The 20,899-nt window shown below is 40.0% G+C and carries 15 protein-coding genes; 2 read left to right on the forward strand and 13 right to left on the reverse strand.

Annotated features, from left to right (window positions below; genetic code table 11):
• Positions 1-40: 40 nt before the first annotated feature.
• The 5 genes from pulA to ADI58_RS01015 form a co-directional block, all read right to left on the reverse strand.
• The gene (pulA, locus tag ADI58_RS00995) at positions 41-2,320 is read right to left on the reverse strand and encodes a type I pullulanase (RefSeq protein ID WP_049521126.1); all 2,280 of its coding nucleotides are present in this window, start codon (positions 2,318-2,320) and stop codon (positions 41-43) included.
• A 116-nt stretch (positions 2,321-2,436) separates the two neighbouring features.
• Positions 2,437-4,395, reverse strand: a complete 1,959-nt coding sequence (gene ligA, locus ADI58_RS01000) for an NAD-dependent DNA ligase LigA (protein WP_049521127.1) — start codon at positions 4,393-4,395, stop codon at positions 2,437-2,439.
• A gap of 92 nt (positions 4,396-4,487) precedes the next feature.
• Positions 4,488-5,666 carry an MFS transporter gene (locus ADI58_RS01005; protein WP_049521128.1) on the reverse strand — a complete coding sequence of 393 codons (1,179 nt, stop codon included), beginning with the start codon at positions 5,664-5,666 and terminating at the stop codon, positions 4,488-4,490.
• An 80-nt stretch (positions 5,667-5,746) separates the two neighbouring features.
• Positions 5,747-6,610 carry an Rgg family transcriptional regulator gene (locus ADI58_RS01010; protein ID WP_049521129.1) on the reverse strand — a complete coding sequence of 288 codons (864 nt, stop codon included), beginning with the start codon at positions 6,608-6,610 and terminating at the stop codon, positions 5,747-5,749.
• A 3-nt stretch (positions 6,611-6,613) separates the two neighbouring features.
• Complete coding sequence (locus ADI58_RS01015; protein WP_049521130.1) at positions 6,614-8,515, reverse strand: ABC-F family ATP-binding cassette domain-containing protein; 1,902 nt, start codon at positions 8,513-8,515, stop codon at positions 6,614-6,616.
• A gap of 153 nt (positions 8,516-8,668) precedes the next feature.
• Between ADI58_RS01015 and ADI58_RS01020 the strand changes: the two genes are divergently transcribed.
• On the forward strand, positions 8,669-10,387 hold the full coding sequence (locus ADI58_RS01020; RefSeq protein ID WP_049521131.1) for a phospho-sugar mutase: 1,719 nt from the start codon (positions 8,669-8,671) through the stop codon (positions 10,385-10,387).
• A 110-nt stretch (positions 10,388-10,497) separates the two neighbouring features.
• Entirely contained in the window at positions 10,498-10,845 is a 348-nt protein-coding gene (locus ADI58_RS01025; RefSeq protein WP_049521132.1) for a DUF6568 family protein, read from the forward strand.
• Positions 10,846-10,877: 32 nt separating this feature from the next.
• On the opposite strand, the gene ADI58_RS01030 is transcribed toward ADI58_RS01025, so the two are convergent.
• From ADI58_RS01030 to mutY, 8 genes are all read right to left on the reverse strand, one after another.
• Entirely contained in the window at positions 10,878-14,132 is a 3,255-nt protein-coding gene (locus ADI58_RS01030) for a DEAD/DEAH box helicase family protein (RefSeq protein ID WP_049521133.1), read from the reverse strand.
• Complete coding sequence (locus tag ADI58_RS01035) at positions 14,129-16,006, reverse strand: Eco57I restriction-modification methylase domain-containing protein (RefSeq protein ID WP_049521134.1); 1,878 nt, start codon at positions 16,004-16,006, stop codon at positions 14,129-14,131. Before ADI58_RS01035 ends, ADI58_RS01030 begins: the two co-directional genes overlap by 4 nt.
• Before the next feature lie 74 nt (positions 16,007-16,080).
• Positions 16,081-16,335, reverse strand: coding sequence for a type II toxin-antitoxin system RelE family toxin (locus tag ADI58_RS01040; protein WP_049521137.1), 255 nt, complete (start codon positions 16,333-16,335; stop codon positions 16,081-16,083).
• A gap of 1 nt (position 16,336) precedes the next feature.
• Complete coding sequence (gene relB / locus ADI58_RS01045; RefSeq protein ID WP_049521138.1) at positions 16,337-16,579, reverse strand: type II toxin-antitoxin system RelB family antitoxin; 243 nt, start codon at positions 16,577-16,579, stop codon at positions 16,337-16,339.
• Between the two features lie 90 nt (positions 16,580-16,669).
• Positions 16,670-17,479, reverse strand: coding sequence for an MBL fold metallo-hydrolase (locus ADI58_RS01050; protein WP_000004962.1), 810 nt, complete (start codon positions 17,477-17,479; stop codon positions 16,670-16,672).
• A gap of 1 nt (position 17,480) precedes the next feature.
• Complete coding sequence (vicK, locus tag ADI58_RS01055; RefSeq protein ID WP_049521135.1) at positions 17,481-18,830, reverse strand: cell wall metabolism sensor histidine kinase VicK; 1,350 nt, start codon at positions 18,828-18,830, stop codon at positions 17,481-17,483.
• Positions 18,823-19,530 carry a response regulator YycF gene (yycF, locus tag ADI58_RS01060; RefSeq protein WP_000722071.1) on the reverse strand — a complete coding sequence of 236 codons (708 nt, stop codon included), beginning with the start codon at positions 19,528-19,530 and terminating at the stop codon, positions 18,823-18,825. The genes vicK and yycF overlap by 8 nt, the downstream gene beginning before the upstream one ends.
• A gap of 55 nt (positions 19,531-19,585) precedes the next feature.
• Entirely contained in the window at positions 19,586-20,761 is a 1,176-nt protein-coding gene (gene mutY / locus ADI58_RS01065) for an A/G-specific adenine glycosylase (protein WP_049521136.1), read from the reverse strand.
• Between the last annotated feature and the right edge of the window lie 138 nt (positions 20,762-20,899).

Genomic DNA, 20,899 nt, shown 5'->3' on the forward strand with positions numbered 1-20,899 from the left:
CTAGAAATTATACGACACAATTGAAAACTTTTGATTTTTTCTACAAGACTTTAAAGACGCTGGCACTGACGCCACCAACCATGTCTTTATCACTTAAATGGCTATTGGTCACCAATAGTTCTAGATTTCCAGCATTTTCAAACTGGAAGTCTTGCCCTTTAGCATTAAATACAACCAGTAAATGGTCTTCCCCTTGAATCTCATAGACAATCAAACCACTATGTTCATTTGCTGAATGAATAAAAACATGATGGTAAATTTCATCATAAGTAGGGTAAGAGAAGGCACCGGTTCCTGTCTTCAATCGAATCATCTGACGGATAAACTCAATACTATCTTGACGCTCATTAATCAAGTTCCAGTTCACTTGGTTCACACTGTCTGGAGCATTATAGCTATTCATAGCACGCTCTCTATCATCATGAGTCAACTCACCATTCTCACCTGTCGCAACCAGTTTGGTACGACCAAATTCTTGACCGATTTCCATAAAGGACATCCCTTGCATGAGTAGGTTCATAGCTGTGGCTGTCTCAACCTTGCGCATGATTTGTTCTGAACTTTGGTCTGGATGAAGAGTTGCCAATAAATCGTGGAGATTGTAATTGTCATGGGCTTCCACATAGTTAAGTACTTGATTTGGATGTGTATAGGTTCCTAATTCACGACTGCCTAGGATTGCTTTGGCAAGAATTGGCTCTGTCGCAGCACCGCTGACAAAACCTGACTTGATAGCACCATAAACTTCTCCACCTTTGACAGCATCACGCTGATTGTCATTAAAGAAACCAATATTTGGCATTTCGTAGGCGTTGTCTTTCTTAGCCTTATCATAAGGGGCAAGACCTGTTCCCATGTCCCAACCTTCTCCATAGAGGATAATGTTAGGGTCGATTTCATCTAAGCTTTGACGAATCATCTGCATAGTCTTGACATCATGAATCCCCATTAAGTCAAAACGGAAGCCGTCAATATTGTATTCCTGAACCCAGTATAGAAGAGAATCAATCATATACTTGCGGAACATTTCGTGTTCACTGGCTGTTTCATTTCCAACGCCTGTTCCATTCTGGAAGGTACCGTCTGGATTCATACGATAATAGTAATCAGGGACAGTTGTTTGGAAAGGTGCATCAACAACTGAGAAGGTATGGTTATAGACCACATCCATAATAACACCAATACCCGCATCGTGGTAAGCTTGAACCATGGTCTTCAAATCACGAATAACCTGAGCTGGGTCGTCTGGATTAGTTGAAAAACTAGTTTCTGGCGCGTTATAGTTTTGTGGATCATAACCCCAGTTGTAGGTTACATTCCCATCCGCATCATATTCTTTGTGACGGTCTGCAATTGGTTGCAACTGAACATAATTGTAGCCTATCTTCTTGATGTAATCAAAAGCAGTTGCTTGGCCGTACTGGTTAACTGTTCCAGTCTGTGCAGCACCTAAGAAAGTTCCGCGAAGATGTTCATCCACACCTGAGGTCGGTGATTTGGTCAAATCACGAATGTGCATTTCACAAATAACTGCCTTACATGGATTTTTCAAACGCCAAGTAGCCTCAGAACCATGCTTAACCTCGAAATTTTCAACTTGCTTTTCTTCATGGCTCAGGATAGCTGAACGTTTGCCATCAGGACTGGTCGCGATGGTGTAAGGATCGCGTGTCAGTGTTTGGTGGTGAGGAAATTGGACTTGATACTGATAAGCTTTACCAGTCAAATCTTCCTCAACATCCAAACTCCAGACACCGATTGTATTGTCCTTATGATTATAAGAGTAGCTATTTCCTCTCTCCATATCAAAAGTTTTCCAAACTGGTGCACCATTAGTAGCTGATTCATAAACGACAACCTGCACTTCTGTCGCTGTTGGAGCCCAGAGAGCAAAATGAGCCTGATTGTCCTCTACACGGCACCCCAATTCACCTTGGTAGCCCCAGTGGTGGTCGAAACTAGCGCTATTGATAGCCTTGTCAAAGGCAAAAGGATTTTGATTTTTATAGAAAGGACTGGCAATAGCAGGATTTTCAGAATAATAAATTCTATCATCACCTTCCAAAATCCAGACCTCTGTTAAGAGGGGATAGTGATTAAAACGGATAGCATACTCTTTACTGGTTTGGCCGGTATGAACCACAAAATTCAAACTTTCTAAGGGATGAATGCTTGGGTGTTCAAAGCTAAATAAGGCTCCAAAATAATCTTCTTTGTAGGTTAGCAAATCAATTCGTTGATCCTTACTCTTTACAAAAGAGCAAGTGTCGTATTCACCATTCTTGCGATGGTAATGAATGCGCATAGGGTAGTTATACATTTTTATTTTTCCTTTTCCTTTTTTAATTTGTTTCTGTTTCACTAATAAATTCTTGACCGATTTTGTCCCGATTGACAAACTAGTTATACTGTCTAAACTCTGGTTTCAAACTATCATTACAGACTTTCTAGCCAAGCTTCATCTCGAACCTCGATACCAAGTTCTTGTGCTTTTTGCAGTTTACTTCCAGCGTCTGCACCTGCAACAACAAGGTCGGTCTTTTTAGAAACACTACCTGTTACCTTGGCACCTAGACTTTCGAGTTTACTTTTAGCTTCTGAGCGCTTGAGACGTTCTAATTTTCCAGTCAATACCACGGTCAAGCCTGACAAGGCTGCATCCGCTACTACCGTCTGACCTTTATAGTCCAGATTGACCCCAGCTTCTCTCAATTCTCTGAGGAGAATTTCAGAGCCTTCTGTAGCAAAGTAAGTCTGAAGACTCTTGGCAATCACACCACCCAGACTTTCAATACTAGCCACTTCCTCTGGATCTGCCTGAGCCAGATTTTCAATTGAATGGAAATGTTGGAGTAAGAGCTGACTGGCCTTGCTTCCGACATGGCGAATTCCCAAACCAAACAAGAGTTTTTCAGCAGAGTTTTCCTTTGATGCTTGAATAGCATGATAGAGTTTACCAGCAGACTTTTCCTTAACCCCCTCTAAAAGGAGGAAATCTTCCTCTTGCAAACGGTAAATATCCGCTACATCCTTGACTAGATTGGCAGCAAAAAGCTTCTCAACAATAGATGGACCAAGGCCTGTAATATTCATGGCATCACGAGAAGCAAAATGAATCAAACCTTCCATGATTTGGGCAGGGCAACGTGGATTGATACAACGCAGAGCCACTTCATCTTCAAAGTGCAACAAGTCAGAGTCACAACTTGGACAGTTTGTAGGGATATCTAGTTTTTCTTCAGAAATCCGTTTGGACTCTACCACACGTAAAACTGCAGGGATGATGTCCCCGGCCTTATAGACGATGACCGTGTCGTCTTTGCGGATATCTTTTTCAGCAATATAATCCACATTGTGCAGAGTTGCACGGCTAACAGTTGTTCCAGCTAGTTGTACTGGTGTTAGATTCGCAGTTGGGGTTACAACACCCGTACGGCCAACTGTCCAATCAACTGAGAGTAATTGGGCTTCTTTTTCTTCAGCTGGGAACTTGTAGGCTACTGCCCACTTTGGAGCCTTAACGGTAAAGCCAAGTTCTTCTTGACCTGCTAGGTCGTTTACCTTGATCACCACCCCATCGATATCATAGGGAAGACTGTCTCGTTCCTGTCCTACTTCTTGAATAAAATTCCAGATTTCATCTATGTTTTCAGCCAAGATTCGCTTAGGATTGACCACAAAACCAAGTTGTTCTAGGTGCTTCAAAACCTTTTCTTGGCTGTCACGAGTTGAAGGGCTGGCTTCTTGATAGAGGAACGTTGCAAGGTTGCGCTTGGCAACTACTGCTGTATCTAACTGCCGAAGGGTTCCTGCCGCCGCATTACGAGGATTGGCAAATTCAGGCTCTCCATTTTCTTGACGAGCTTGGTTAACCTGGTCAAAAGAAGCACGGGGCATGTAACATTCCCCACGAACTGTGATATCTAGTTCTTCTGGCAAGGTCAAAGGAATATCCTTAACACGCTTGAGGTTTTCCGTGATATTCTCCCCAACAGAACCGTCTCCACGTGTTGCACCAACGACTAAAATCCCCTTTTCATAAGTCAGCGAGATAGACAAACCATCGATTTTCAGCTCACAAATATAGGTTGGATGAGCCACTTCTTTACGAACACGCGCATCAAAAGCTTCAAGCTCCTCACGTGAAAAAGCATCCTGCAAACTATAAAGAGGATACTGATGACTATATTTTTCAAAACCATCTAAAACCTTGCCACCAACACGATGGGTCGGACTATCTGCTAACACTTGATCTGGATAGGCAGTTTCTAACTCAACCAACTCTCTGTAAAGGCGATCATACTCACTGTCTGAAACCGATGGATTATCGCTGGTATAGTACTCAGTCGCATAGCGATTGAGCAAGGCGACTAACTCATTCATTCTTTTATTCATAAAACCATTTTACCATAAACTAAGCCCTCCTCACAAACGAGAAGGGCGGAAAAAACACTTAGATTGGAATTATTTTTGAAGTCCAAGCAAACTTATGTCTCTTTTTCAAAATGAGTTCGTACATAGCCTAGAGCTAAGAAGGATAAGGCTACAACTCCAAGTCCAATAATCAAGAAAGAATAAAGATGGACACTTGGAAGAAAGGTCATCAAACCTTTCGCAATCGGCATAAAGAGAATTGCCAGTGTAAAAATGGTACTCAATACCCTACCCAGATATTCTCCATCAATCTTGGTCTGTACCTGTGTAAAGAAGTGAATATTAAAAATCGTCATAAATAATTCACAAATGAAATTTCCTGAAAAAGCAAGATAGGAGGGGAGGGTAAATCCCATTATCATCACTCCAAGTCCAGTCAGTGCCAATAAAAATAAAAGCATTTCCATACTGGCTTTAATCTTACTCGCTAGCAGCGCCCCAACAATAGACCCAATAGCACCCATTGTTAAAATAGTAGCATAGGCACCTTGAATTCCATAGAGCTGATTTGAAAAGGGAAGGAGGTAATTAAAAGCTGCAAAGAAAAAATTGACACTTGAAGCCATGACTAGTAAAAAGAAGATTTCCCTTTGCTTCACAATATAGTGAACTCCCTCCTTGATATCAGCACAAATAACTTTGAATGTAAGTTTCTTCTCACCCAAAGTCTTCTCTTCTTTCTTTGGAAGCAAGGCTACCAAGACAAAAGCGAGGAAAAAACTAAGGGCATCTAATACCAAGGTAATGCGAAGACTTGCAAACTGTAAAACAAGGAAGGAAAGAACAGGAGAGCTAACACCTACAACCTGCAAAACGAGCTCTAAGCGAGCATTATAGGTCACAATCTCGTCTTTCTCTACAACCTCAGTTATAATGGCCTTATTTGCTGGTCTAGAAAATGCAAAGGCAATCGCCTGCACAATATTAGCCCCAATCAAAGCACCAATCATCCAGCTGTCATTCCTTATAAAAGAAATAGCCAGACAAAGAATCCCACAAACAAGGTCTGTCGCCATTAAAATCTTACGACGAGAAAAACGGTCTGAAACGACTCCGCCAAAAGGATTTACGAGAATAGATGTGACGAGTTCAGAAATCTGATACATTCCTAAAACTGTCTGTCCGATAGTCCCCATGGAAGCCAACCAGACATTATTTCCATAATCATAGAGCATATTCCCTATCTTGTCAACAGCTCCACGGCTAATCAACTGGATTGCATGTCGATTCATATAAAAAACTCCTCTCAAATTTTGAAACTATTGTATCAAAACTGAAAAGAGTCTCTTTATTTTTCCCTTATTTGGGAAAATTAATCTTTTACAAATTTTTCATAATGTTCCTGATAGTAGGCTACTTGCTCTGGAAGACCTAGTAGGTCAAAAATACGCATGGCCTCTTTCATCTGCTTACAGCCTTCTTTACACTGTCCTTTTTGGTACAAGGCAAAGCCTTTTAGGTAATGTAAAATATTCCGTTCATACAGACTAATATTTTTACCAATAATCTTATCTGTATAAGCCTCGAAATAGCTAGCATTATCAAAAGAAGCATGCTCTAAACAATGCTGGTAACAATTGAGGGCCAAAATCAAAACCAATCTCTTATGGCGACCGATCTCTTGGTAAAATTCCTCCCTCTCCATAACTTCTCTACCAATCCGAGTTACATAGTCCACATCGTAGAAACTATAGAGGTTACCGAAAAGAATCAACTCATACATAGTCCATTCTTCTGTTTGAAAAAGATAATCCGCTACCTTTTCCAAATCACTCTGCTTCATCGTGTAACTAGCATCTCTTTGACAAATCAGACCTTGTAGCAGAATCCAATTCAGCTCAAAATAGAGGGGATTGGTCGAACTCTTCGCTTTCTTGAGCTGTTCATTTTGAAGTTGTTGAAAACCTGCAATATCATTTGAGTAGTAAAGGGGTACAATTTGTCCCATCATGGCAACATGTTCATGATAGTGAAATTTTCTTGCCTTATCCATGAAATTTTCGATTGTGACATGAATGTTATCCAAAATCTCAAAGAAACGTGAGACCGCTAGGTCAGACTCCCCAAGCTCAAAGCGAGATAACTGAGAAGTTGAACAGGACTCACCTGCCGCCTCTTTCAAGGAGTACTTCCCACTTGTTCGAAATTCACGAAATACCTTTCCAAGATGTTCCATTTCTTACACCTGCTCCGATAATTCTTCCCACTCAAGCATAGCCTCTTCCTGACGATGGCTGATTTTGTCCAGCTCAGCCTGTAATTCCATCAGTTTGTCGGCATCGTTTGTTTCCAACATTTGTTCAGAAATATCTTGGCTTTGACTTTCTAACTCTTCAATTTCAGCTTCTAGACTTTCGATTTGTCGCATGAGTTTGCGAACTTCTTTTTGACTTTCTTTCTGAGCTTGATAGTCATTGACTGGACTTGCTTCTTTTGCTTGATTGCTAGTTGAAGCCTCCTCTATCTGACTGACTTCTATTTCAGCCTTTTTATCGACATAATAGTCGTAATCTCCCAGGTAAAGAGTCGAGCCATTCTCTGACAATTCCAGTACATGAGTGGCCACACGATTGATAAAGTAACGGTCATGGCTGACGAATAGAAGAGTTCCATCAAAGTCAATCAAAGCATTTTCCAACACTTCCTTGCTATCAATATCCAAGTGGTTGGTTGGCTCATCCAGAATCAAGAAGTTGTTGTTTTCCATGGACAATTTAGCTAAAAGCAAACGAGCTTTTTCGCCACCTGACAGCATGCCGACTGATTTTTTAACATCATCTCCTGAGAAAAGGAAGGCACCAAGGCGATTGCGGATTTCAACTTCTGGTGTCAGTTTAAAATCATTCCAAAGTTCATCCAGTACAGTATTACTTGGTGTTAGCTTGCTTTGCGTCTGGTCATAGTAACCAACCTCAACATTGACGCCAAAGCGCTTCTCACCCTTGATAAAAGGAATCTGGTCCACAATAGACTTGATAAAGGTTGACTTGCCAATACCATTGGGACCAACGATGGCGACAGCATTCATCTTACGAAGGTCTAGATTAATCGGTTGTGACAGGACTTCCCCATCATAGCCAATAGCCGCATTTTCAACAGTCAATACAACATTACCAGACGTTTTTTCAGACTGGAAGGTCATATTGGCTGATTTCTTGCCAGCTTCCGGCTTGTCTAAGCGGTCCATTTTTTCTAGTTGTTTACGGCGAGATTGGGCACGTTTAGTCGTTGAAGCTCGGACTAGATTGCGATTGACAAAGTCTTCCAGAGCAGCGATTTCCTTCTGCTGCTTTTCATAGTTTTTTGCCTCAGTAGCTAGTTTTTGCTCCTTCAACTCGACAAAGCGAGAATAATTGCCCACATAGCGGTCCAAAGAATGCTTGGTCAAATCTAGCGTAATTGTCGCAACCTTGTCCAAGAAATAACGGTCATGGCTAACAATAATGAGGGCACCGCTATAGTTTACCAAGTAATTCTCTAGCCAGGCGATAGTTTCAATATCCAAGTGGTTGGTTGGCTCGTCCAATACCAAGAGATTGGGCTTTTCAAGGAGCATTTTAGCAAGAGCCAGACGAGTATTTTGACCACCTGAAAGTTCAGCTATTTTCATCTGCCACATAGACTCGTCAAACTTGAAACCATTCAAAATCGCTCGAATATCAGCTTCATAGGTAAAGCCGCCTGCTTGGCGAAAATTTTCAGATAAGCGGTCATAATCTGACATCAGCTTATTCAAGTCCTCACCAGACTTTTCACCCATCTCCAACTCCATCTGACGCAGTTGTTTCTCAGTCCGACGCAAATCATCAAAGACATGAAGCATCTCATCGTAGATGGTATTTTCAGACTCAAAACGGCTATCTTGGGCTAGGTAAGACAGAGAAATATCTTTTTTCTTATTGATTTCTCCACTAGTTGGCTCCTCTTCTCCAACTAAAATCTTCAAAAGAGTAGACTTACCTGCTCCATTTTTCCCAACAAGGGCAATCCGATCTCGTTCATCAACCTGCAGGTTGATATTATCAAAAAGAACCTCTCCTGCAAAAGAACGTTCAATTTTATTAGCTTGTAAAATAATCATACAAGTAGTATAGCATGTTTCCCTAAGGCATTCAAGACTTGATAAACAGGCATATGTCACTACTTTGCTGAAAATTATGCTACCGTTTTACTAAAATGCTAAAAAGTGCTATAATGTGAACGGTTAAAACAATTTACAAAAAGGAGAATTTTAATGTCTTACCAAGAAAATTACCAGAAATGGGTTGATTTTGCGGAGCTTCCTGACTACCTTCGTCAAGATTTGGAAAATATGGACGAAAAAACTAAGGAAGATGCCTTCTATACAAATCTTGAATTTGGTACTGCAGGTATGCGTGGCTTGATTGGTGCTGGTACAAACCGCATCAACATCTACGTTGTTCGCCAAGCTACTGAAGGTTTGGCTCGTTTGATTGAGTCAAAAGGTGGAAATGAAAAAGAACGTGGTGTCGCAATCGCCTACGATAGCCGTCACTTCTCACCAGAGTTTGCCTTTGAATCTGCTGCAGTTCTTGCTAAACACGGCATCAAATCTTATGTATTTGAAAGCCTTCGTCCAACTCCAGAACTCTCATTTGCAGTTCGTCACCTCAACTGTTTTGCGGGTATCATGGTCACAGCCAGCCACAACCCTGCACCATTTAACGGTTACAAGGTTTACGGTGAAGACGGTGGACAAATGCCTCCACACGACGCGGACGCTTTGACTACTTATATCCGTGCAATCGAAAACCCATTTGCTGTTGAAGTTGCTGATGTCGAAGCTGAAAAAGCTTCTGGCTTGATTGAAGTTATCGGCGAAGCTGTTGACGTAGAATACCTCAAAGAAGTCAAAGATGTGAACATCAACCCAGCCTTGATTGAAGAATTTGGTAAAGACATGAAGATTGTTTACACACCACTTCATGGTACTGGAGAAATGTTGGCTCGTCGTGCTCTTGCTCAAGCAGGATTTGACTCAGTTCAAGTCGTTGAAGCGCAAGCAACTGCTGACCCAGACTTCTCAACTGTAAAATCTCCAAACCCAGAAAGCCAAGCAGCCTTTGCACTTGCTGAAGAACTTGGTCGTCAAGTTGGTGCAGACGTTCTTGTCGCAACTGACCCTGATGCTGACCGTGTTGGTGTTGAAGTTCTTCAAAAAGATGGTAGCTACCTCAACCTTTCAGGTAACCAAATCGGTGCTATCATGGCTAAATACATCTTGGAAGCCCACAAAAACGCTGGAACTCTTCCAGAAAACGCAGCCCTATGTAAATCTATCGTATCAACTGACTTGGTAACGAAGATTGCTGAAAGCTACGGCGCAACCATGTTCAACGTTTTGACAGGTTTCAAATTTATCGCTGAAAAAATCCAAGAATTCGAAGAAAAACACAATCACACATACATGATGGGATTTGAAGAAAGCTTCGGTTACTTGATTAAACCTTTCGTACGTGATAAAGACGCTATTCAAGCCGTTCTTGTCGTTGCTGAACTTGCTGCCTACTACCGTTCTCGTGGTTTGACACTTGCTGACGGTATCGAAGAAATCTACAAAGAATACGGCTACTACGCAGAAAAGACAATCTCTGTTACCCTTTCAGGTGTTGATGGTGCTGAACAAATCAAAGCAATTATGGCTAAATTCCGTAACAATGCTCCAAAAGAATGGAACACAACAGCTATCACTGTCGTAGAAGACTTCAAGGCTCAAACAGCTACTGCTGCTGACGGTACTGTTACAAACTTGACAACTCCTCCAAGTGATGTTTTGAAATACACACTTGCTGACGGTTCATGGATTGCTGTTCGCCCTTCAGGGACAGAACCAAAAATCAAGTTCTACATTGCAGTTGTAGGTAAAACCAACGAAGAATCACAAGCTAAGATTGCTAACATCGAAGCAGAAATCAATGCTTTTGTAAAATAAAGACCTATAAAAGATGAGACAAACCAATCTCATCTTTTTTCGTATCAAATCTAAGCAATTTTAGAAACTTTATGGCATACTAGACATATCAATGAAAGCGAGGTAATCTCATGGAACAATTTTTAGATAACATCAAAGACCTTGAAGTCACTACAGTTTTGCGTGCGCAAGAAGCTCTTGATAAGAAGGAAACTGCAACCTTCTTTATCGGTCGCAAAACTTGCCCTTACTGCCGTAAATTTGCTGCTACCTTGGCAGGTGTCGTAGCTGAAACTAAAGCTCACATCTACTTCATCAACAGTGAAGAACCAAGCCAACTCAATGAGTTGCAAGCATTCCGCTCACGCTACGGAATCCCAACTGTACCAGGCTTCGTTCACGTTGCAGATGGACAAATCAATGTCCGTTGCGACTCTTCAATGTCAGCACAAGAAATCAAAGATTTCGCAGGATTGTAAAAGATATAAAAAGAAGGCATTCGCCTTCTTTTTTAATTATTTTCAAAATAGGAATCAACCAACTCCTGGATTCTTCCTTCTTTAGCTGCTGGAATGGTATCTTCTAGAACAAAGTTCTTTCTACTGATATCTTGAGAGAGATTTCCAAAGATAAAATTAGTGGAAATGTTATAGATAATTTCTGAAGGGGCAAATCCATAAACTTGATTTTCTAGGATATGTTTTAAACGTTCTTCAGGATTTGGGAATGCATCTTTTAAACCATTGCTATTATATAGTCGCTTAACCAATTCTGCAATATAGAGGCCTGACTTCATGTACAAATCAATAAATGTCTTAGATGGATCGTCAAATATCCCTGGATTTTCCTTTTCCAAATCATCCACCATTCTTGTTACCACACGTTTAGGAGTGAAAATCTGGTTCGTTTTCTGCGGTGGAATATAATCAAAAATATCTTCTTTTTGATCTTTAAAATAATCCGCCAACTCCTCTTTCTTGCGAAGAAATTCTTGAATGGCCTCATCGAATGTTGCTCGATCAAAGAGATTTCCTGCAAAATCTTGCCCACCATCTCTTAAATAATGAAATTGATCAATCGTTATCCCTGTTACTTCATAAAAAACATGTTCAGGAACAAAGGTATCAAAATTATCAAGTGTTAGAGTTTGATCACCATAGGCCATAATAAAACTTGGGATGGTTCGTGCAAATCCACGAAGATGGTCACGAATCTCATCTTGAGCTGATTGTTTCAACTGCTCAACACGTTTTATCTCAATCTGTTCGATAAACTTCTCAGGCATTTTTTCCACTTCTTTTTTGAGTGTTTGCTCTAGTTTTTCTTTGTGAATGAGATTATTTTGTTCAAAACGTTTATCAAAATCTTTTTGAATCTTATCCTTTTGCTCCTTATCAACTGCTTCCTTGATTTGTTGTTGCAATTCTTCCTTGATATGAGCTTCAGAAATTTTTCTTTCGATATCATTTTTTCGAATTTCATTCTCAAATGTTGCTGTAATTTGCTTCTTAATTTGCTCAGTTTCCCGAGTTTTTAGGTTGTATTCACCTTTCAAATCTTCTACAATCACTGAAGAAACCGTCTTGCTCAAATCATTAACCAGCTGTTTTTGAGTTCTGTCCTCATCCTTAGTGAACAAATCTGTAACAGATTGACTAAGTCCATAGACTTTTTCACCAAAAAGTCGCATTTGCTGATTAACTACAATTTCATGGTCTACTACTGCATTGCCCTCATCATCTACTGTAACATCTGAAAAGTCTAATAGTTCAGAAGATGTTTGTAACTTCCCTTCCTTTTCAACTGGCAACTCATTTAAAATGTCTAGAACTGTTTGACTAGCTTGGAAAATACCGCTGATATTATCAAATAATAGATTGGACATAAAGCCTCGTTTAAGAACTTCTCTAGCTTTTATCTGGCGAGGAATGGTTAGAACTGCCTTAGCATCAATTTCAACCATCTTACCAGCACGATCTTCAGCTATGACAGGGAAGAAATTTAGTAATTCTCTGATGTTTTCTTCACGAGTCGCAGAAGTCCCACCACCTCCTGCGGTTGCTAGTGATAAGTTGTTGGCAAACTCATCAAAGAGAATCAGGGTTCTTTCTGGCGCAAAGTCAAATACATAGGCTCTTTCTTTGCGGAAATGATTTCCTTTACTATCGGTCCATGAATATGGGTTCTGAGCACGAAATGCAGCTTGCATATAAAGTGCAGGTGATTTCAAGTTCGATAACATCAATACACCTGTCCACTCAGGGATAGTGACTCCTGTCGTCAATTGACCGACGGATAGGGTAATAGTTTTGTCATTCTCTGCTATCGTTTTTCTAACCAAGTCCAAGGATTTGAGTTTGACTTTATCGTTTTCTTCGGACATGCGTCCGTCACCAGCAGCTAGAACAATCTCATAGTTTTCATAGATTGGGTGTTCTTCTAGTAATGCTTTTAAGGCTTTAGCTGAGGCTACACGTTCTAACAACCAAAAAGTATGCTTGAGTTCATTTCGAAGTTCTTTGGTTGAAAAAGGATATTTTTCATTGCTTGATAGAGTATCTAACCAATTTTTGACATCATGCTCATGGATAAATTTCCCTTTATCATCTGTGGCGAAAAATTCACTTAAGTCAAAAGCATAGTCAATATTTTCACCATCGAGCTGAGCACCTTTTTCTAACTCCTCACCAATCATCTGAGACATCTGATAGGTAAAGAGATTTAACTGAGGCAAGCTCTCATATGGATTTTCTTCTTCTTGATCAGGTGACCAAGTTGTTTTAGCTGCCTGCTCATCAGCATAAGACCAGTTGTAGATCTGCTCCTCGGTAAATTCTCCCTTAGCTAATGCCTTAAATGGAGTTCCTGATAGATGCAAGGTAAAGTTTCGACGGATTTTATTAAAGGCTTGATCTGTTTTGAAGGTATCAACTCCTTCGTGAGCTTCATCAATAACCAACAAATCCCAATGAAGGTCTGTAACCCACTTGAGTTTATCGTGCTCTCCACCAAGATAAGCAGAGCCTTTCAAGTCTTGGAGACTGATAAAAGCAAGTTGTCTTACATCGTCATCTAAAATACCAACAAATTCTTTTCGTGACAAGGTTGGACGACTTTTAAGGCTATCCGATTCAGAAACAAACTTGTAAGTTGTTTGACCTGCTATGAATTTTTCAAAATCATCATACCATGAGTTGGCAATGGCAGGTCTGTTTGTTACAATCAGGACATTGACAGCATCCATTCGACGAGCTAGGTCATAGGTTGACAAGGTTTTACCAAAGCGTGGCTTGGCATTCCAAAGGAACTTACCTCCTAGATGATTCTTGAAATAAGCTAATGTTTTAGAAACTGCTTCTTCTTGCTCTTGTCGCAGATTGTAGTCCTGTCCTTGGCCGGGCTGATACCCTGACAAATCATGCTGAACAAACTTATCGAAGAGATTTTTAGATTTTTCAGGAGTTCCATTAAAATAGAACCATTCCGTCTTGGGACGACGTTCCACATCATGGAAAGAAAGGAAATGGTGAAAATCATGGTCCTTAAAAGCCTTACCCTTATCAGGTTCTTCCGTATAAGCTGCATCTCCAGTCCATAAGATATCTGTAGCTATATGAGCAGTATGCGTTTGTTCTTTAATTCGTTGCGTGACATCACGCTCTGTATAACCAATCTTAATCCATCCCTCATTGCTAGTTACCGTAGGGGTGGTGTAGGCATAGATTTTAGGATGAATTTCTTTAGAGGTTTTAATTTCTACCATCAATCCATCTCCCGTACATGAGTCTCAATAAAGGCAATTTCTTCAGGGGAAAGGTCATATTTTTGATAGAGCTGGCGGTCAATATCAGCCACTGATTGTGTCCAATCAATGTCCGAATTGACCGTAAAGTCTTGGAGGGGGACATATTTCCATTTATCTTTAGTATTATCTTGGGTAATTTTTAAAATACCTAACATAGCTCGAGCAAATTTAGACTTTATGTATTTCAACATAGCTTTAGCTTCATTTTCAGTATCAAATGCACCAAAAGAGATAAAAGTATCTGTGAAACCCACGAGTGGGGTACCCACGAGTGGGGTCGATAGGACTTCCCCAATCGCCCCACTGCCGTTAGCAGCAGGTACTAGAACTTTATATTTCAAAAGATTTTCATGTGGAGCTATATATTTTTTGGGAATATATCGATAAACTCTTTCATTGTTTAATCTGCCTAAAATTTTAAAACAATCCTCTGTTTCTTCTTCAGAAAAAATATCAAGTCTTCCTAGAATTGGTTTTCTTAGTCTCTTATCTTTACCATTACTGCCTATTAAACTTTTATAATTAGGATAGTCTTTATAGAGTTTTTCCAAATCAAATTTTGACTGTGTATAAATTATTTCCATTATTGATCTAAAGTCAAAATTATTCTCAACTTTTTTTAATATACTATTAAGTTCTTTAAAATGAGTAAATGTACCTATAGGTCCTTGCATTTTTTGAGCATCATAATAGGTAATTGCTACACCACCCTTTATATCAGTTCCAACAAAAACTTCTGAACTATTTTGTTTATAATAACACACCTTATAATTTTTGCTACTAAGAATTTTTTTATTCCATGATTTCGGTGTTTTTCCAGCATTGAATAAAAATCTTGCTGGTGTAATTAAGATTGATTTATCTGAAATTTTACTCGCTTCATCAATAAACAAATGATATACTGGGTCATCACTTGTACTTGTTCCCTGTGCCTCCTCCTGATACGGCGGATTTCCTATCACGACATCAAATTTCATTTCACTTTCCTCGCTAGATAGGCACTCAAAACCTATCATTCTATTCTTTTTCCAGTCTTTGATTTGGGTTTTAGATTCTTCTACTTCTTGGATTTCTAGCTCATCCGCAAACAAACTCAATTGTTGAGATTGCTTTTGTTTAGCTGAGTATGGACTAGTTTTTTTCAGTCCATCCATCTGAAAGACATTGTAAGAGATGATGGTTGCGATCTCTTTCGTCTGCTCTAAGGTCGGTTGATTTCCAGTCTTTGCCAGATAGTAGTCCTCAAAAGTAGCCAAAAGATTTTCACGCGCCAAAAGCAGAGAATCTCCTTGGTACTCATATCCATAAGAAGCTTGATAAGCTTTTTTTACAAGGTCATAAAAGGTTACTTCATCAGAAACTTCACGACTAATTCGTTGCAGTTTTCTATCTACAAAACCAACTCGTTCAGATAATGGAATTTCCTCACCAGTTACCGTATCATATCTCGTTACCATATAAGGTGCTTCACCACAAGTTATCTCCAACCACCCTAGGTCAACATACTCCTCAAGACTTAAAGAGCCTAGTTCCGATTCTACATATCCATTTTGCTTTGCGACCAACCAAGTTGGTGTAAACACTTCTGCCCTTATCTTTGTACGATCTTTTTGCTCATACTTGGATTTTTCAGATCTGGGCTGAATCAAGTTAGCATAGTTTCCAGTAACCTTACTTGGACTAATACTATCACTAGGACTAAAGCCTTTTCCTAACAAGTTATAAGAATGCGTCGCCCAAACTATGTTTTTCTTTGTCGTTCGATCTTTTAAAAGAATTTTTAATAAGTCTGAAGACTCCAGAGCCCACTGCTCTTCACTAATATCTATCGTCATAAGGCAACCTTTCTTATATTGTAAGCCCTATTATATCATATTTAAAAGAATGAAAATTTACTTGAAAAAGTAATTCAATAAATATCTCTCCGATGACCAACTTCTAGAGTAGCAACGACTAATTCATCATCTACAATTTGTATGATAACTCGATAATTACCAATTCTATAGCGCCATTGACCAACACGATTACCAACCAAAGCCTTTCCGTGTCGTCTTGGGTCTTCCAAAACATTGGTTTGTAAATAGTTTGTAATTAGCTTCTGCGTATAACGGTCCAATTTTTTCAATTGCTTGATGAAACGTCTTGTTGGAACTAATTTATACAAATTATTCATCCTCCAAGCCTAAATCATGAATCATTTCTTCCCAAGTAATGGGTTCAACTCCTTTTTCCAAGTCGTCTAAATACTCTTGATAGGCTAAATCTGCCACACGAGCGTCGTATTCGTCTTCTAGAGCTTCAAGAGTTTTGGTGCGGATAAGTTCCGACAGGGAAACTCCTTCAAACTTAGCCATTGCTTTCATAAATGTTTTATCAGCTTCAGAAACTTTTAATGTAATAGTAGTCATCTTTTGTGCTCCCTTTTTTAATGGTAACACCATTGTATTACTTTTTAGGTGTTCAGTCAATATAAAAAGAACACCTTCTCAGCGTTCTTTCTATATCTCTGTCAATGGTGTTGCGGTATCTGGTGAGGTATCATAAACCTTAAAGTCTACTCCGACTCCCAAATCAGCTTGCGCTAACTGGTTGACCATGGTCATGTGAGCCAGCTCCTTGATATTGTTTTCCTTAGACAAGTGACCAAGGTAGATTTTCTTAGTACGATTCCCAAGTGTACGAATCATAGCTTCAGCACCGTCCTCGTTAGAAAGGTGACCCAGATCCGATAGGATTCGTTGTTTGAGTCGCCAAGCGTAAGAACCCGCTCGCAAAATCTCCACATCATGGTTGGACTCGATAAGATATCCATCCGCATTTTCGACAATCCCTGCCATACGGTCACTAACATAACCTGTATCTGTCAAAAGGACAAAACTCTTGTCATCCTTCATAAAGCGATAGAACTGCGGTGCGACTGCATCATGGCTTACACCAAAACTCTCGATGTCAATATCTCCAAATGTTTTGGTTTTGCCCATTTCAAAGATATGCTTTTGCGAAGAATCCACCTTGCCAAGATACTTACTGTTTTCCATAGCCTGCCAGGTCTTTTCATTGGCGTACAAATCCATACCATACTTGCGAGCCAAAACACCTACTCCATGGATATGATCTGAATGCTCATGGGTAATCAAGATGGCATCCAAGTCTTCTGGCTTGCGATTAATTTCAGCAAGTAGGCTGGTAATTTTCTTACCCGACAAGCCCGCATCCACTAAAAGTTTCTTTTTTGGGGTTTCCAGATAAAAGGAATTTCCACTGGAACCCGACGCTAAAATACTGTATTTAAAGCCTGTTTCACTCATTCTAGTCTTCTACTTCGTCCTCCCATACTTCTTCTTTCACTGCATCCTTATCATAAGGGAGCACAATGGTAAAGGTTGAACCCTTACCGTATTCACTTTTAGCCCAAATAAAACCATCATGTTGTTTGATAATTTCTTTGGCAATAGACAGTCCCAATCCTGTTCCACCTTGGGCACGACTTCTAGCACGATCCACACGATAGAAACGGTCAAAGATACGTGGTAAATCCTGCTTTGGAATACCCAAACCTTGGTCTGAGATGGATAAAATCATCTGATCATCCGTTGTTTTCATGCTCACTGTGATTTTTCCACCATCTGGCGAATACTTAATAGCATTGTTGAGAATATTATCAATCACCTGTGTCATCTTATCTGTATCAATCTCAATCCAAACTGAAGTAATTGGGTAATCTCTCACCAGTTCGTATTTCTTCTCTTCATCCTGACCTCTTATCTGATCAAAACGGTTGAGGATAAAGGTAATAAAGGCAGTAAAGTTAATCAGTTCCACATCTAGGTGACTGGTCGCATTATCAATCCGTGAGAGATGGAGGAGATCCGTCACCATTCGCATCATACGGTTGGTTTCATCTAGAGATACCTTGATAAAGTCTGGTGCTACGGTTTCACACAAAGCTCCCTCATCCAAAGCTTCAAGATAGGATTTAACACTGGTTAAGGGTGTACGTAACTCATGGCTAACATTGGATACGAAGAGTCTTCGTTCGCGTTCTTCCTTCTCCTGCTCAGTCGTATCGTGCAAAACAGCCACCAAACCTGAAATAAAGCCAGACTCTCGACGAATCAAGGCAAAGCGAACACGAAGGCTCAGATACTCACCATTAGCATCCTGGGAATCAATGATGAGCTCAGGAATTTGGGTGATCAAATCACGAAGTTCATACTCATCTTCAATCTTAAGCAACTCTAGGATACTTTTGTTGAGAACATCTTCTTTCTGAACACCTAACTGTTTCTTAGCCATGTCATTAATCATGGTAATCTTGCCACGACGATTGGTCGCAAGGACGCCATCTGTCATGTAAGATAGGATACTATGTAATCGTTTACTCTCTTGTTCCAGATTTTCTTGGGTTAAACGAATTACTTCTGATAAATCATTGAGATTATTGGTAATATTGGTAATTTCAGAGCTTCCCTGCATATCCAATACCTGAGAATAATCTCCTGCAATCAGGTCTTTTACCTTTTGATTGATTTGCTTCAATCGAATATTATCCCGCCGATTTTCTAGCAAAAGTAAGGTCACCACTAAAATAAAGCCAAGTAGAATGAGGATAAAGATAAAATCACTGGTTAAAACTGTATCTTTAATTAGTTTAATCATTATTTCTCATATAATAACCAACACCGCGACGTGTTAGGATATATTCAGGACGACTTGGTGTATCTTCAATCTTCTCACGCAAACGTCTGATGGTTACGTCAACTGTTCGAACATCTCCGAAATAATCATACCCCCAGACCGTTTCAAGCAAGTGTTCACGCGTAATTACTTGACCGATATGAGAAGCCAAGTGATACAAGAGTTCAAATTCACGGTGGGTCAAGTCTAGTTCTTCACCGTATTTCTTAGCAACATAGGCATCTGGAACAATCTCCAAGTCCCCAATTTGCAAGGGTTGAGTTTTATTTTCATCTGATTCTTGATTATCTACAGAAGCCAAGTCCGTGCGACGAAGAAGAGCTTTAACACGCGCCTGCAACTCACGATTTGAGAAGGGTTTTGTCACATAGTCATCCGCTCCAAGCTCCAAACCGATAACCTTATCAAATTCGCTATCCTTAGCTGACAGCATGATAATAGGCACACTACTAGTCTTCCGAATAGTCTTCGCAACTTCTAAACCATCAATTTCTGGAAGCATCAAATCCAAAATAATAATATCTGGTTGCTCTGCTTCAAATTGTTCTAGCGCTTCACGACCGTTAAAAGCAGTTACAACTTCGTAACCTTCCTTGGTCATATTAAACTTGATAATATCCGAGATTGGTTTTTCATCATCTACAATTAATATTTTTTTCATATGTTCACCTTTTTCTCTACTATTATACCAAAAAAATAGCAAGAAGACACAATAGCTAGTCTTTGCTACTGTCTAAGTTGGCTTGTGCATAAGCCTGCCAGATTTTTTGTTGGGGTTTGGCAAGTGGAACATCCTTGAACTCTTCTGGTGAAAGCCAGCGAACTTCCCTATCTGAAAAGTCATGGAAGGCACTCACTTGACCTGCTACAATCTGTACATACCATTTACGATGACTAAAGACATGCTTGACAGTCTCAAAATAAACATTAAGCCAATCAACATCTAGGTCATAGTCCTGCTGGAAACTCTCTTCTGGACTGGGACCAAAGTTCACATTGTCTTCTGCAACCTGATGGAAGAGATCAAACTGCTCCTCTTCCGAAAAGTCATCTACTTCTATCAGTGGGAAATGCCAAAAACCTGCCAATAGCTTTTCACTTTCATTTTTTTCAAGTAAAAATTGTCCCTGAGTATTTTTGACCACCAAGACTTTAAGATAAATTGGGACAGGCTTTTTCTTGGGAGCCTTAATTGGATAACGGTCCATTGTACCATTCTGATATGCCGCACTAAAGTCCTTAACTGGGCTTTCTTCTGGTCTGGGATTTACAGGCGCCTCAATATCTGAACCCAAGTCCATCAAAGCTTGGTTAAAGTCGCCAGGACGATCCGGATCAATCAAGATTTCCATCATTACCTGAAAAATTTTGCGATTACTTGGAATCCCAATATCATGGTTGACTTCGAACAGACGGGCCAAAACACGCATAACATTACCATCTACAGCCGGCTCAGGCAAGTTAAAAGCAATACTGGAAATCGCGCCTGCGGTGTAAGGGCCAATCCCTTTCAAACTGGAAATTCCTTCATAGGTGTTTGGAAATTGGCCACCAAAGTCAGTCATAATCTGCTGAGCTGCAGCCTGCATATTACGAACTCGAGAATAATATCCCAGTCCCTCCCAAGCCTTCAACAAACGCTCTTCAGGAGCAGTTGCCAAACTTTCCACTGTTGGAAACCAGTCCAAGAATCGTTCGTAGTAAGGGATAACTGTATCCACCCTAGTCTGCTGGAGCATAATTTCAGAGACCCAGATATGATAAGGATTTTTACTTCTACGCCAGGGTAAATCTCTTTTGTTTTCATCATACCAGGTAAGAAGTTTCTCACGAAAAGAAACAATCTTCTCATCCGGCCACATGACGATACCGTATTCTTTCAAATCTAACATATCTCTAGTATAACACAGAAGATTCTAACTGTCCTTTTCCTAGTATTAATACTCTTCGAAAATCAAATTCAAACCACGTCAACGTCGCCTTGCCGTATATATGTTACTGACTTCGTCAGTTCTATCCACAACCTCAAA

The sequence above is a fragment of the Streptococcus mitis genome (assembly GCF_001074635.1).
Classification (GTDB): domain Bacteria; phylum Bacillota; class Bacilli; order Lactobacillales; family Streptococcaceae; genus Streptococcus; species Streptococcus mitis_E.

Excerpts from the sequence above, each read along its gene's own strand:
- vicK (WP_049521135.1), bottom strand. The coding sequence starts at position 18,830 with ATGATTAAACTAATTAAAGATACAGTTTTAACCAGTGATTTTATCTTT.
- ADI58_RS01010 (WP_049521129.1), bottom strand. The coding sequence starts at position 6,610 with ATGGAACATCTTGGAAAGGTATTTCGTGAATTTCGAACAAGTGGGAAG.
- yycF (WP_000722071.1), bottom strand. The coding sequence starts at position 19,530 with ATGAAAAAAATATTAATTGTAGATGATGAAAAACCAATCTCGGATATT.
- relB (WP_049521138.1), bottom strand. The coding sequence starts at position 16,579 with ATGACTACTATTACATTAAAAGTTTCTGAAGCTGATAAAACATTTATG.
- ADI58_RS01015 (WP_049521130.1), bottom strand. The coding sequence starts at position 8,515 with ATGATTATTTTACAAGCTAATAAAATTGAACGTTCTTTTGCAGGAGAG.
- mutY (WP_049521136.1), bottom strand. The coding sequence starts at position 20,761 with ATGTTAGATTTGAAAGAATACGGTATCGTCATGTGGCCGGATGAGAAG.
- ADI58_RS01025 (WP_049521132.1), top strand. The coding sequence starts at position 10,498 with ATGGAACAATTTTTAGATAACATCAAAGACCTTGAAGTCACTACAGTT.
- ADI58_RS01050 (WP_000004962.1), bottom strand. The coding sequence starts at position 17,479 with ATGAGTGAAACAGGCTTTAAATACAGTATTTTAGCGTCGGGTTCCAGT.
- ligA (WP_049521127.1), bottom strand. The coding sequence starts at position 4,395 with ATGAATAAAAGAATGAATGAGTTAGTCGCCTTGCTCAATCGCTATGCG.
- ADI58_RS01005 (WP_049521128.1), bottom strand. The coding sequence starts at position 5,666 with ATGAATCGACATGCAATCCAGTTGATTAGCCGTGGAGCTGTTGACAAG.
- ADI58_RS01020 (WP_049521131.1), top strand. The coding sequence starts at position 8,669 with ATGTCTTACCAAGAAAATTACCAGAAATGGGTTGATTTTGCGGAGCTT.
- pulA (WP_049521126.1), bottom strand. The coding sequence starts at position 2,320 with ATGTATAACTACCCTATGCGCATTCATTACCATCGCAAGAATGGTGAA.
- ADI58_RS01035 (WP_049521134.1), bottom strand. The coding sequence starts at position 16,006 with ATGACGATAGATATTAGTGAAGAGCAGTGGGCTCTGGAGTCTTCAGAC.